Genomic DNA, 14,373 nt, shown 5'->3' on the forward strand with positions numbered 1-14,373 from the left:
CAAATGAAGAAAAATTTCTTTTATGCGACAGCTTTGGTATTAGGGCTGGCATTTACGGCTACTGCTTGTAGCGATGATGATGACAACAGTACAGTTAATCCTGCTGACATTGAGTATAATTCGGGGAATGCAGCAAGTTGGCACAACTACATGAGAAATGTGGCGGCTTTGTTGAAGACAGATGCCACCAATCTTTATGATTCTTGGAATACGAGTTATAAGGGTGGGGCAAGTTTTGCAACTTCCTTCAAAGCTCATAATGGTGCCTATAACTTTTCAAGTGCCTGGAACTGTATAGAGCAGGTTATCGACGGTTGTGTTGAAATCTCCAATGAGGTAGGTGAGACGAAGATTGGTGATCCATATAATAAATATATGGCAAACAATGTTACAGAGGCCCTCTATGCTGTTGAGTCATGGTATAGCTGGCATTCCCGTGATGATTATACCAATAATATTTACTCAATCCGCAATGCCTATTACGGCTCTTTGGACGGTAAGGTGAGCGACAAGTCAATTTCAAAATTGGTGGCTGGAGCCAATGCGGAGTTGGATACGAAAGTGTCGGCAGCTATCACTACGGCAGCATCGGCTATTCAGGCTATTCCCCAACCTTTCCGTAATAATATCAACAGTCAGGAAACGGTAGCGGCTATCAAGGCTTGTGAAGAACTGGAAAGTGTATTGGATAAGGAGTTGAAACCTTATATCAGGGACAATAGCACCATTAACAGCAATGAAGCACTTGACCCGATTGTTGAAAATTATGTCAATGTTGTGGTTTTGCCTACCTATAAGGATTTGAAGGAGAAGAATAGTACGCTGTATGACGCTGTGGTGGCTCTTGCCAACAATCCCTCTAACAGTGCTTTTGAGACGGCATGCAATGCTTGGATAACAGCCCGTGAACCTTGGGAGGAAAGTGAGGCGTTCCTATTTGGGCCGGTGGATGAGCTGGGGCTTGACCCGAATATGGATAGTTGGCCTTTGGACCAGAACGCCATTGTCCAGATTCTGAATTCCCAGAAATGGGGCGATTTGGAATGGAGCGAGGGTGATGATGATGCAAAAGTTGAATCTGCCCAAAATGTACGCGGATTCCATACTTTAGAATTCCTGCTTTTCAAGGATGGCAAGCCTCGTACAGTTAAATAAGAATTATTTATAAACAATACTCAAGAAGTAAAGGGGGGGATTTGGAGAATCCTGCCTTTACTTCTTTGGCATGTTTGGATATGCCATTATTAAAAAGTAGATAAAGATGATGAATCATTTAATGAGATATTCATGTCTTCTCCTTTGTTTGTCGGCAGGTTTGACTGCTTGTGATGATGATGGGATTGACGTGTTGGATATAGAGATTCCTGAAGGATACGCTCTGTCTGCCGGAACGTCCACAATCTTCATGAATTCATCCAAGGCCTATGATTCACCGGCAGATTGGGTGTCGGGTGTTTACAACAGTCGCTTTAATGATGGTGACGGGCTTTACGATGATGTGCGTACGAGTAGCAATGGCATGGGAGGGGGGCTTGGCCCAGTCTATGCGGGGTATTCTTGTGGCAGTTGTCATCGTAATGCCGGCCGTACCAAACCGACGCTGTGGAGTGAAGGCGGATCGGGTAGTTACGGGTTTTCCTCGATGCTGGTTTATATAAGCCGCAAGAATGGTGCGTTTTTTCAGGATTATGGCCGTGTTCTCCATGACCAGGCCATTTATGGAGTGAAACCGGAGGGAAAGCTTTCTGTGGAGTATACTTATGAGACTTTTACCTTTCCCGACGGAGAGAAGTATGAACTTTGCAGACCGGCTTATTCCATATCCGAATGGTATGCTGACAGTATAAAGCCTGAAGATATGTTCTGTACGGTGCGTATCCCGTTGAGACATGTCGGTATGGGGCAAATGATGGCTTTGGAACCTACGGAGATTGAAGCGCTTGCTGCAAAAAGTAATTATCCGGAGTATGGTATAAGTGGCCGTTGCAATTACATTACCGAACGTGGTGTGAGAAGCTTGGGGCTGTCGGGAAATAAGGCTCAACATGCGGATTTGACTGTTGAACTTGGTTTTTCAAGTGATATGGGTGTTACCAATAGCCGCTATCCGGAAGAGATATGCGAGGGGCAGGCCCAGGTGAATCAAGGCAGCATGATGGGGCTTTCTTATGCCCAGTTGGATGTTTCTACAGAAGATATGGAAGATGTTGACTTGTATATGCAGAGTCTTGGTGTTCCTGCACGGCGTAATGTGAATGACCCGCAGGTGATAAGGGGAGAACAGAATTTCTATAAAGCCAAGTGCCATCTTTGCCATGTCACCACGTTGCATACCAAGCCTCGGGGCTCCGTGCTGTTGAACGGTACCCGTTTGCCATGGTTGGGAAGTCAGACAATTCACCCCTATTCGGATTTTTTGCTGCATGATATGGGCTCCGAAATTATGGGAGTCGGTCTGAATGATAACTATGTAAGTGGGTTGGCGCGTGGCAATGAATGGCGCACTACTCCGCTTTGGGGTATCGGGCTTCAGGAAAAGGTAAACGGACATACCTACTTCTTGCACGATGGCCGTGCCCGCAATCTTGTTGAAGCCATAATGTGGCATGGGGGAGAGGGAGAAGCATCGAAAAATCTCTTTAAGAACATGAGCAAGGATGACCGTGATGCCCTGATTGCATTTTTAAATTCACTTTAGAACTAATAAGCTTTATATAAAAAGTAATTATGAAGAAATTTTTATATGTCGCCATGCTGGCTGTTTTGCCTTTGACCGCTATGGCGCAACATGAGGAAGATACGGAGAATGGTGTAGTGTCATTGGCCGGAAGAGAAGGTTTTACCATTGAAACAAAGAAAGGTGACTTTGTTTTCAAGCCTTATCTGTTGGTACAAACGAGTGCTAATTTCAATTGGTATGATGATGAAGGCTTGGATAAGGCTTATAACCAAGATAATATTGCCAATTCGGGTTTTTCCATTCCTTATGCCGTACTTGGCTTTACTGGCAAGGCTTTTGGAAAAGTGGCTTTCAATCTGTCCATCAATGCTGCTGCAAGTGGAGGAGCGCTGTTACAGCAGGCGTGGTTCGATGTACAGCTGAAAAAACAATTTGCGATTCGTGTCGGAAAGTTCAAGACTCCATTCTCGCATGCCTATCTGACAACTCTTGGCGAAACACTGCTTCCCCAGTTGCCGGTTTCTCTGACGTCTTCTGTAATTTTGCCTTATTCGTTGAATGCCGTGACGCCTAATATCGGTACGGGATTTGACCTGGGTGTTGAAGTTCACGGTCTGGTGGCAGATAAGTTCGGTTATGAAGTCGGCTTGTTCAATGGAACCGGAGCTTCCGTGAATACAGCTTCAAAGACGATGAGTGATGACTGGCATATCCCTTCATTGCTGTATGCCGGACGTCTGACTTATATGCCCAAGGGGGTGATGCCTTCCACACAAGGTAATCCTAACCGTTTGAACGAGGATAAGATATTATTCGGTCTTTCGGGTTCTATCAATGTGGAGAGTGAAAATGAGAGTACCAATGATACCCGTGTGGGGTTGGAATTTGCTATGTTGAAGAACAAGCTCTATCTGGCGGCTGAAGCTTATTATATGAATGTAGGTTTCACCAAACGGCAAAAGATAAATGAATCGTATAGCTTTTTAGGCGGTTATGTGCAAGGTGGTTACTTTGTCGCTCCCCGCCTACAGCTTGCCGCACGCTACGATATCTTCAATCGTAACGGTACGGATGACGACGGTTTCCTGAATATGCCTGCTGTAGGTATGAACTACTTTTTCAGAGGATGCAACTTGAAATTGCAGGCAATGTATCAGTATGTAGCCCGTTGGGGACACGACACGCAGCTCGACCGTGATAATGATAATTTAGGTCTGGCCACTCACTCTGCCACGGTGATGCTTCAATATACATTCTAAATGAAGTCAGGAAAGGATTCGTCTATGAAAAAATACATTCTTTTCTTTTTTCTGCCCGTGCTTCTTATAGGTCTGCATGCATGCGATGAGGGGAGAATTTATGAGAATGCCGTTGTGGCCACGGGTGAAGGACGCACAGTGAAGATGACAGGCCGGATTAGTGGTGTGGATAAGTGGTCGGGCGACTATAGTGTGGTAGTGGCAGGATTTGATGATGAAAGCGATTATGCCATTGTTTCAAAGGTTGTTCCGGCATCCGAATCGGATAATGATGAAATCCAGTTGACAATGTCCGGCATAACGGATGAGGTGACAACTGTCGAGCTATGTGTAATCAATAAGTTGAGGAAGCGCATTGTCAGTTTGGTGGCAATGGAATGTACTGAAATCGCTGATACTATACTTATGGATGCAGGAACAGTTGATGCAAGTATGTACAATGCCATTCAACAAAAAATATTCAATGCCACTTGTACGGCTTGCCATGGTCTTAGCACCACTCCGGGTGGTGGCTTGAATCTGCTGGAAGGACATAGCCATGCTGATCTGGTCAACCGGGCTTCAACGACGGTGGACGGTAAAATGAGGGTTATGCCCGGTAATGCGTCAGAAAGTGTCTTGCATCTCATATTGGGTACGGACATCAGCTCGGATTGGCGTATAGACCATTCTCAGATGATAACCTCATCTGATATGCAGTCTTTGATTGGCAACTGGATTGACGATGGTGCACAGCCGTAATAATGATGGGCCTTACTGGTAATACCGGTACTTTTTTGAACAACAACGACTAATTGATATTTAATATGAAAAATAAACAACAACAAACTAATCAATTGGAGAATACCTTAACCGAAATCTTTAAATATGAGGTAGAAGCGGGTGTTTCGGAATATCATGTAATGATTCATGCCACCAGACCGGAAGCGACTTATGAAGAACAGCTGAATGCGGTGGTCGACACTTACTGCCAACTGCGTGAAAGTGAACTACAAGGTGCTGTTGCCATCTTTAAACGCTACTTTCTAAGTGACGCCGCCAATCAAGCAGATATGCTACTGGCGCTTTCGGCAGAATGTTCGGATTGTGCACTCTCCGTGGTAGAGCAGCCGCCGTTGAACGGTACAAAGATTGCACTGTGGGTCTATCTGCAGAAAGGTGTGGAAACACAGGTGCTTCATAACGGATTGTTCGAAGTGAGACATGGCGCCTACCGTCACCTTTGGGGAGGCGGCTCTTTCAATCGTGCTGCCAATTCGGAATACCAGACCCGTCTGCTGTTGAATGACTATGTGATGCAGCTGATGGAACAGGGCTGTAAGCTGGCTGATAATTGCATACGTACCTGGTTCTTTGTACAGAACGTGGATGTGAATTATGCCGGAGTGGTGAAGGCGCGTAATGAGGTGTTTGTTACCCAGGACTTGACGGAGAAGACTCATTATATTTCCAGTACCGGTATCGGTGGCCGTCATGCCGACCCAAAAGTGACGGTTCAGATGGATACTTATGCTGTAGATGGTTTGAAATCTGAACAAATTCACTACCTTTACGCACCGACACATCTGAATCCCACATACGAATACGGTGTGAGTTTCGAGCGAGGTACGTATGTGGATTATGGCGACCGTCGCCAGGTGTTTATTTCGGGTACTGCGAGCATCAATAATAAAGGTGAGGTGGTATGTCCCGGAGACATTCGCAAGCAGACGGAACGTATGTGGGAGAATGTGGAGGCTTTGTTGAAAGAGGCTGGCTGTACGTTTGATGATTTAGGACAGATGATTGTTTATCTGCGGGATGTTGCAGACTATACCGTGGTCAAAGGAATGTATGACGAGCGTTTTCCGGATACTCCGAGAGTGTTTGTATATGCTCCCGTATGTCGTCCGGGTTGGCTGATAGAGATGGAATGTATGGGAGTCAAGTCTTTAGAAAACAAGGAGTTTGCTCCATATTGATTTTTTTACTTTTAATTGATAGCTCTTAATTGAAAAAGTTTCTCATAGCTGTTTATGGTTGTTTGCTGCTCTTACTTGCTGCAACTACGTTTGTAGAGCAGACATACAGTACGGATTTTGTAGAAAAGCATGTTTATCATACGATTTGGTTCTGTTGTTTGTGGGGAGCCCTTGCTGCGATGACTGTTGTTGTGCTTGTAAGACAGCGGTTGTGGCGGCGTCTCCCGACGTTGTTGTTGCATGGCTCCTTCCTCGTGATTTTGGCGGGAGCCATGACTACGTTTCTTTGTGGCCGAAAAGGATATGTGCATCTTACTGTCGGCAGTGAGGTGAACTGCTTTTTGGAACAAGACGGCAGGCAGGTTGTAGAGTTACCGTTCACCTTACGTCTGGACAGTTTCCGGATTGAGTACTATCCGGGTACGGATGCTCCTGCAGATTATATCAGCTATATTCACGGTGAGACGCCCGTCTCCATGAACCGTATTCTTTCACGGCAGGGGTTCCGCTTTTATCAGTCTTCCTTTGATGAGGATATGCAGGGGAGCTGGCTGACAGTGAATTATGACCCGTGGGGGATAGGGGTTACCTATAGTGGATACCTCTTGTTAGGTGTCTCCATGCTCTGGATGCTGGTCAGCCGGGGTGGAGAGTTCCGCAGGCTGCTGAGGCATCCGTTGTTGAAGAAGGGAGGAATGTTTGTTCTATTGTTGCTGTGTCTGGGAAGTGGGGTACATGCGCAGAAGAGAAGCCTTCCGGCACTGGCACGCAAGCAGGCGGATAGTCTCGCCCGTAAGCAGGTGATTTATAATGACCGTGTGGTTCCTTTCAATACCCTTGCGCGCGATTTTGTACTGAAACTGACGGGAAAACCGTCTTATGGAGGCATGACGCCGGAGCAGGTGATTGGTGGATGGCTTCTGCGTCCGGAAGTTTGGCAGAATGAGCCGATGATTTATATCAAAAACGAGGCACTCCGTCGCCTGCTTCATTTGGAGACACCCTATGCATGTCTGGCTGATTTGTTCGACGGTGAGAAGTATCGCTTGCAGAAGTTCTGGAAGGGGAAGCAAGACCATCATCAGAAAATGACTTCTCTGGAAAAGGCCATTGTAGAGGCGGATGAAAAGGTGGGACTGATTTTGATGCTCCAAAATGGTACATTGATTCGTCCTTTGCCGGAAGACGGGAGTGTGGAGCCTGTTTCCGATACTAAAATACAAGCCGAATTGCTGTATAACCGTATTCCTTTCAGCAAATTACTGTTCATGTTCAACCTTACGGTGGGGATGCTGGCTTTCTTCCGTCTGCTGTATCGCGGCCTGCGTCGTTCGTCGGCATTGTCAGACTCTTCCGGTAGGATTGTAGCGCTCTCTTTCTCTTCGCGTTTGGCAGATACTTTTTTCCCGTTTTCTCTTTATGCGGCGTTTCTCTTTCAGCTCTTCGGGTATGGCCTGAGGTGGTACATCGGTGGGCGAATACCGTTGGGCAACGGATACGAAACGATGCAGTTCATGGCATTGTGTGCGCTGTTCCTGGCTTGTCTGTTTCGGCGGCGCTTCCCGTTTATGGTGCCTTTCGGCTTTTTGCTGTCCGGTTTTGCCTTGCTAGTGTCTTATTTGGGACAGATGAATCCCCAAATCACTCCCTTGATGCCCGTGCTTGTTTCTCCATGGCTCAGTACGCATGTGTCGTTGATAATGATGTCTTATGCTTTGTTTGCCTTTATGATGCTGAACGGCATACTGGCATTGTGTCTTCGCCGTTCAGCCCGGATGTTGATGCTGCTCGGCCGATTGCTGCTTTATCCTGCCGTTTTCTTTTTGGGAGCCGGTATTTTTCTGGGTACGGTTTGGGCCAATGCTTCTTGGGGGCGATATTGGGCTTGGGACCCGAAGGAAGTATGGGCGCTGATTACCTTTATGGTTTATGGAGCGGCGTTCCATGCGCGCAGCCTGCGCATTTTCCGCAGGCCGTTATTCTTCCACATCTATATGATTGTCGCTTTTCTGACAGTCCTGATGACCTATTTTGGGGTGAACTACATCCTTGGAGGAATGCATAGCTATGCCAATGCTTGATTTGCGGGTGGTTCTACCTATTTATAATGACTGGCTTTTTTCATTATACCTAATTTGAGCGATTGCGTACTGTCTGCCGATGCCTTATCTTTGCAACATCAGATTTGAATGAATTAGTTAGTCATAATTACGTAACCACTTTTATGAAGATAAAAGGATCCCCACTTTCCGATGTGATATCGTGAAGTGGGGATTTGTGTATGGCGTGGCGGATACTGTGGGCAAGGTTGGTTAAGGCTACTTGTCAGACTGCTTGAGTCATAGCATGGGGAGGGCTGACATAGGGGATGAGCTTTGTCTTCAGTCTGAAGATGCACATCTCTATGCTGAAGATATACATCTTTACGCTAAAGATGTATATCGCCAGTCACAAGATAAACCTTAATCAATAGCCAGAGGCCTTTTCCCGTATGGGGGAGAATACTTTTGCAAGGGATTCATCCGTTTTTTCCCTATAGGCCGTAGTGGGTAGGGAAACAGTTGCCGGAAGAACCTTATAGAGAGTTCTTGATGTCTCCCAATTCCACTAGCTTGTTCACAATAGCGTAGATGGTAAGCCCTGCCGGAGAATGTATCTGCAGTTTGCGTGCAATGTTACGGCGATGGGTAATGACAGTATGAATGGAGAGGTAGAGTTTGTCGGCGATGGCTTTGTTGGTCATGCCCTTCACAACGCAGGTGATGATTTCTTTTTCGCGCTGGCTCAGGGTTTCTTGTTCGCTGTCTTTTTCCTCTTCCTCCTCGGTGTGCAGCAAGTGGTTGATTTTGGAGGTGATGACATCTATGTCATCGCACATGGCGAAGTTCTCGTCATATTCCTTCAATATGTTGTTGTCGATGACGGAGCATACCATAGCAATGTACTTGATGCCGGATTTTCCGTGTTCTGCCTTGAAGGCGGGCAGGTCGAACCAGCCACCGAAAGTGGGGTTGATGATGATAATGTCTGCCGGATGCATGTGAATGTAGTTTTGCAGCGATTCCGGAGAAGAAACTTCAATAGGGTGTGCATTCAAGTTGGGAATACGCTTCAAAACAGCCGTCAGACCACTTCGGATGATGACCGAAGTTTCTGCAATGACAATCTTCAAAGAAGTATTATTGTTCATTTTTCAGTTTCCTTTCTATTTGCGCTACGGCGGGAACAAACATATAATCTTCTACCTGGCAGTGGGTGGCAAGGTCTTGTTCGCAGTTGAATATATCGAACAAGACCGCATTCAGGAGATTGTTGTTCTCCTTTTCCGGGTAGTATTTGATGATGATGTTCTTCAGTTCTTTCAGTTTGGTGTCTATCTGATTATGTTTGCTGGCAAAAGTGGCGATGTTGTATTCGTCCGATAGTCTGCCCTGGAGCAAGTGCTCTACGTAGGTGAATACGGCCTGGTTTTCATATTCCATGTGGCGGCGTACCTCCTTGGCATATTCATCGAAGAACTTCAGGATGAGGTAGGCTACATCGTTTGTACTGGAACAATCGATGGCTTCGATGAGTTTGCGGCGGATGGCCGGCAGGTTGAAGTCGAGGAAATACGTGTGGGCACGCTTCAGATAATCCATAAGGGCGGGAATGGAAAAGTCACTTTCATTGCCGCTGTAAGAGTATTGTTCTTCGCTGATAAAGTTGGCTACGGCGAGGAATGTGGGGCAATCTACGCCTTGCGCTTCGCAGACGTCCTTCACGTTCTTGTCTCCGAATCCTAATGACAGTCCGAAGCGGCTCATCACCATTAATAAGGAGTAATTGTCACAGATGAGGTCGCTCATTTTGTCCGTGGAGCGGTACTTATGTTGCTCATTCATTGTGTGTTATTGTTTTTAATTCTTTAATTCGTGCGCAAAGTAACGGCTTTTATCCGAGAACTGCAATCACTATTAGTAGGTATTTTGCTTGTCGGGAGATGGTTGGAGAGTGGTGTTTGCTGGATAAACTAAAAGCTTTAGTTTTATTTAACGAGAGAAATTAGTTTTTGAACTAAATAATTTAGTTATTTGCGGAAAACAAAGAATGTTATGAAAGGATTGACTGCAAAAGAAGAAGAAATCATGGGCTTTTTCTGGGGAAAAGGACCCTTGTTTGTGAAGGAAATGCTGGCATTCTATGAAGAGCCGAAACCCCATTTCAATACTTTGTCCACCATTGTGAGGGGATTGGAGGATAAGGGATTCCTAAGCCATCATGCATATGGTAACACCTATCAGTATTATGCGGTGGTCAGCGAGGAGGATTTTCGCAAGCGGACACTGAAGAATGTTATCAGTAAATATTTCAATAATTCCTATCTCAGTGCAGTGTCGTCTTTGGTGAGGGAAGAAGATATATCTTTGGAAGAACTGAAACTGTTGATACAAGAGGTGGAAAAGGGAAAGGATTGAGGTAATTGAAAATCTAATAACTCTTGCTTATGAAAAACATCGGATTGGTTTGTTGGTTGCTGGTGAGTATTTGCTGCGGATTGCAAGCAAAGAAAATTGTAAAGACTCCCTATTTCATGGCTTGTAATACGCGTAGCATCGAAGTGGAGCGAGTGATACTTGGAGAAGACACGACTTGGCTGGATGTGAAGATATACGGTATGCAGGGTGATAAGGTCAGGATAGATTCGGCAGCCGTATTGCAGGCATCCGGAAAGCATTATGAATATTGGGGGGATACCGGTTTTTCCAGAGGGGAATGGACAAGTATTCCTGCTTCCGGTGAAATGACCGCTACTTTGAAGTTTAGGCCGCTTCCGATGGACACCGAGAGTTTTGACTTTCTGGAGATGCCTGGCAGTGATGAGGGATGGATAATCTACGGCATACAGCTCAACGGGCAGAAGCCTCAGGTGGATATTCCCGAAAGGCTACTGGACAAGAAGCCGGATGAAGTTTTACCCTTGCCCGCACCGGAACTGAATGCAGGAAAGGCTGTCATAAAAGGACGGATATTAGGGTATAAGCCGGAATATGGAGTGACGTTACGCTACTATGGCTCGCCTTGGTTCTTTATGTATTTCACCGGCAAGGACTTGGAGATTGCGGAGGATGGCACGTTCCGCTATGAGACGGAGGTGCTGTTGCCAAGCGGTGCTGCGTTGTGGATATCCCGTTCGAAGATAGAATTGTTCCTTGTGCCGGGTGGAGAACTGGATATTACAATCAATCTGCCCGAAATATTCTATTCGCAGAGCCGTCTTTTAAGCAGGAAAAGCGATGGGGAAGTGGAGAACCGCGTCTGGTTTGAAGGAGACTATGCCGGACTGAACACCGAGTTGTTGCGGTTCGGTGAAATGAAAAGCTTATCGGAAGCTGATGATTTTTATTCCGATATTTGTGGGATGACTCCGCAGGCATATAAGAAATATCTGTTCAGGCATTATGAAGATATGCTGGAGGAACTTGTGAAAAACAAGGATATGAGTCAGGCTTGCCGCACCTATATCCGGTCAAATCTGGATATGAATCTATTCAGCCTTATCTATAATTACAAGAGCAACCTTAGTTATGCCCCGATGCTTTCGGGCAGGAAGGGTGTGAAAAGGGCGGACATGACGGTGGACAGCACCTCATACTTCAAGGAAATACTGCAACTAGATATTCTGCATTCTCCCGCGCAGAAGTATTATGACTTTTATACGGATTTTGTGCGGACTGCTACCGGAGAACTTCGTGACAGGTTTGTGCAGGACACCCTTTGGCCGGACATGCTTCTTGCCAGGCGTGCTTCCCGTAATCTGAGCAAGTACATGCCTTTGACTGAGGAAGAGCATCGGACGGTAGACAGCATTGCTTCTCCCGACCTCAGGCAATTGTTCCTGATGAGAAACGAGAGGATTGAGGCTGAATTGAAGGCCGGGATGGAAGCTGCTAAGGGCAAGACCGGATATACGGTTGTTGAAGTAGGAAAGGAGATAGCGGCAGATAGCTTATTGAAAGTTATTACCCGTCCTTATCGTGGTAAGATGGTATTGGTCGATATGTGGAACACCTGGTGCGGTCCTTGTATGCGGGCAATGAAAAGTCTGAAACCTTTGAAGGAAGAGTTGAAAGAGGTGGTCTATTTATACATTGCGGATGAATCATCTCCTGAAGGGAAATGGAAATTGAGGATACCGGATATACACGGCATCCATTGCCGCATCAGCAATGAGCAAAGTACAGCATTGGCAAAGCTGTATGAATATCCGGGCATCCCGACCTATTTCGTAGTGAACCGTGAAGGAGATGTCTCCTACAAAGTAACCGGATTCCCCGGAGTGGAGATGCTACGGAATGAACTGACTAAGTAGCTGTAAATAGTAAATCGTTAAATAGTAAATAACTCCATGGGTCTGTTTTTTGTTTATATACTCAAATCATCCGTTTGTCTGGCGGTATTCTATCTGTTTTATCGCTTGCTGCTGGCACGTGATACATTTCATCGTTTCAACCGGTTTGCGTTGCTGGGCATTTTGTTGTTGTCGTGCCTGCTGCCTTTGGTTGAGGTAAGTGTAAGGCAAGAGACTGAAGTGCATCAGACCATGCTGACATTGGAACAGTTGTTGATGATGGCAGATGCAATGAATGCTACTGAAACCGGAATAACGGCTGAGGCGGCAACGGTCACCTGGATACAGGTGGCGTTGTTGGTTTATCTGGCAGGAATCATTTTCTTTGCTCTCCGCAATGCTTGTTCGTTGGTGCGGTTGCTGATGTTGCTGAAAGCGGGTAAGAAAGAAAGTGTCGGCAATTACTTGCCGGGCAGGAAAGAGCGCGTTACTTTGATTGTACACAACTGTGACATCGCTCCGTTCAGTTGGATGGGATATATTGTCATTCCACGGAAAGACTTGGAGGAGAACGGACGGGAAATCCTTATCCACGAGCTTGCCCATATCCATAACCGCCATTCCTGGGACTTGCTGGTGGCTGATGTCTGCATTTTCTTTCAGTGGTTCAATCCGGCATCATGGCTCCTGAAGCAGGAATTGCAGAATATCCATGAGTTTGAAGCGGATGAAACGGTGATAAAGGAGGGTGTGGATGCAAAACAGTATCAACTATTATTAATAAAAAAAGCTGTCGGCACAAGGCTCTACTCTATGGCCAACAGCTTTAATCACAGTAAACTTAAAAAACGTATCACTATGATGTTAAAAGAAAAATCAAGTCCGTGGGCACGTTTGAAGTATCTTTATGTACTTCCGGTAGCTGCCATTGCAGTGACAACTTTTGCCCGTCCAGAAGTCTCCGATAAGGTTGAGGAGATTTCAAGTGTCAAAGTTAACGATTTGGCTGCAATTGTAGAAACAAAAGTGGTGGAAAGTGTAGGAGACACAACGAAACCTGCCGATGTGAAGTATGTACCTACGGAAGTCCGCAAGCAGTTGAAGGGAACTCCGGTCTTTGAACTGGTAGAGGAGATGCCGGAATTTCCCGGAGGTGGAATGAGTGCTCTTATGGGTTATCTGAAAGACAATATGCGCTATCCGGCATCTGCCAAAGAGAAAGGTACGCAAGGGCGTGTGACTGTCCAATTTGTGGTGGATAAAGATGGAAGTATCAAGGAACCGAAACTTCTCCGTTCTGTAGATAAGGATATGGATGCTGAAGCGTTGCGTTTGATAAGTAATATGCCGAAGTGGAAACCGGGGAGACAGAAGGGGCAGCCGGTGGCGGTGAAATATACGGTTCCGGTGATGTTCAGTTTGGATGATGACAAACTTGAGAAAACTTCTTCTGCCAATGGTATTACAGTTGAAGGATATGCAGGTAATGGGAAAGAACCACTGTATATTGTGGATGGAAAAGAGGTGACACCATCTGTCATGAGTGCATTGGATCCTGATAAGATAGAGCGTGTAACGGTTTTGAAAGATAAATCTGCCACGGAATTATATGGAGAAAAGGGAAAGAATGGTGTTCTTTTGATAACCCTGAAACAAGGAACTCCAGGTATAGTTATCCGTCGGGATAAAGAGGTGACAGAGAACGCTAAAGTACAGCATAACGGTAGTCTTGATTTAACGAAGACTATTTATATTGATGGAGAAAAGGTTGATTTGGGTACTAAAACTATCGATGATTTAATACCTGCGGAGAATATTGAGAGCATTGAGGTGAAGAAAGAGGCAGGTGGAAAAGGTGAGATTTACATTGCTACTAAAAAAACTAAAGCTGTAGAAAAGACTTCCGTTCAAGGTAATATGAAAGTGGAAGGCAAAGTGGTGGATGAGCAGGGCGAGCCTATTATTGGTGCGGCTGTTCTGATAGAAGGTACCACTACGGGAAGCGTTACCGATGTCAATGGTAATTTTGTCCTTTCTGTTCCTTCTAAGGATGCTGTATTGGTTGCTTCGTATATAGGCATGGCTACCAGCAAAGTGAAGGCGCAATCCAAGCTTACGATTACACTAAAAAATGAATAGTCT

At 45.7% G+C, this 14,373-nt stretch carries 11 protein-coding genes; 9 read left to right on the forward strand and 2 right to left on the reverse strand.

Features of this window, described 5'->3' with window-relative positions:
• The first annotated feature begins 3 nt into the window (after positions 1-3).
• From H1A11_RS01110 to ccsA, 6 genes are all read left to right on the forward strand, one after another.
• Positions 4-1,155 carry an imelysin family protein gene (locus H1A11_RS01110; RefSeq protein WP_117680609.1) on the forward strand — a complete coding sequence of 384 codons (1,152 nt, stop codon included), beginning with the start codon at positions 4-6 and terminating at the stop codon, positions 1,153-1,155.
• A 109-nt stretch (positions 1,156-1,264) separates the two neighbouring features.
• Positions 1,265-2,698, forward strand: coding sequence for a di-heme oxidoredictase family protein (locus tag H1A11_RS01115; RefSeq protein WP_034523352.1), 1,434 nt, complete (start codon positions 1,265-1,267; stop codon positions 2,696-2,698).
• A gap of 29 nt (positions 2,699-2,727) precedes the next feature.
• Positions 2,728-3,939, forward strand: a complete 1,212-nt coding sequence (locus H1A11_RS01120) for a porin (RefSeq protein WP_087332953.1) — start codon at positions 2,728-2,730, stop codon at positions 3,937-3,939.
• Positions 3,940-3,963: 24 nt separating this feature from the next.
• A complete protein-coding gene (locus H1A11_RS01125) occupies positions 3,964-4,680 on the forward strand; it encodes a hypothetical protein (RefSeq protein WP_008665536.1) in 717 nt (238 codons plus the stop codon).
• A gap of 65 nt (positions 4,681-4,745) precedes the next feature.
• On the forward strand, positions 4,746-5,900 hold the full coding sequence (locus tag H1A11_RS01130; RefSeq protein ID WP_005835334.1) for a Rid family hydrolase: 1,155 nt from the start codon (positions 4,746-4,748) through the stop codon (positions 5,898-5,900).
• A gap of 29 nt (positions 5,901-5,929) precedes the next feature.
• Positions 5,930-7,981 (forward strand): cytochrome c biogenesis protein CcsA, encoded by a 2,052-nt coding sequence (ccsA, locus tag H1A11_RS01135; protein ID WP_181757616.1) that lies wholly within the window; start codon positions 5,930-5,932, stop codon positions 7,979-7,981.
• Between the two features lie 494 nt (positions 7,982-8,475).
• Here ccsA and H1A11_RS01140 read toward each other — a convergent pair whose 3' ends face one another.
• Both H1A11_RS01140 and H1A11_RS01145 read right to left on the reverse strand, forming a co-directional pair.
• Positions 8,476-9,090 carry a response regulator transcription factor gene (locus H1A11_RS01140; RefSeq protein WP_181757617.1) on the reverse strand — a complete coding sequence of 205 codons (615 nt, stop codon included), beginning with the start codon at positions 9,088-9,090 and terminating at the stop codon, positions 8,476-8,478.
• Entirely contained in the window at positions 9,080-9,784 is a 705-nt protein-coding gene (locus H1A11_RS01145; protein ID WP_117599410.1) for a hemerythrin domain-containing protein, read from the reverse strand. Before H1A11_RS01145 ends, H1A11_RS01140 begins: the two co-directional genes overlap by 11 nt.
• 210 nt (positions 9,785-9,994) lie before the next feature.
• Here H1A11_RS01145 and H1A11_RS01150 point away from each other — a divergent pair, with 210 nt between their 5' ends.
• From H1A11_RS01150 to H1A11_RS01160, 3 genes are read left to right on the forward strand one after another with little or no spacing between them, the layout of a single operon-like run.
• Positions 9,995-10,357 (forward strand): BlaI/MecI/CopY family transcriptional regulator, encoded by a 363-nt coding sequence (locus H1A11_RS01150; protein WP_117599411.1) that lies wholly within the window; start codon positions 9,995-9,997, stop codon positions 10,355-10,357.
• A gap of 29 nt (positions 10,358-10,386) precedes the next feature.
• Positions 10,387-12,252: a TlpA disulfide reductase family protein gene (locus H1A11_RS01155; protein ID WP_131225848.1), complete on the forward strand. Its 1,866-nt coding sequence runs from the start codon at positions 10,387-10,389 to the stop codon at positions 12,250-12,252.
• Positions 12,253-12,288: 36 nt separating this feature from the next.
• Positions 12,289-14,370, forward strand: coding sequence for a M56 family metallopeptidase (locus H1A11_RS01160; RefSeq protein ID WP_131225850.1), 2,082 nt, complete (start codon positions 12,289-12,291; stop codon positions 14,368-14,370).
• The last annotated feature ends 3 nt before the right edge of the window (positions 14,371-14,373 follow it).

This window comes from Bacteroides sp. CACC 737 (genome assembly GCF_013874375.1).
GTDB classification, from domain to species: Bacteria; Bacteroidota; Bacteroidia; order Bacteroidales; family Bacteroidaceae; genus Bacteroides; species Bacteroides uniformis.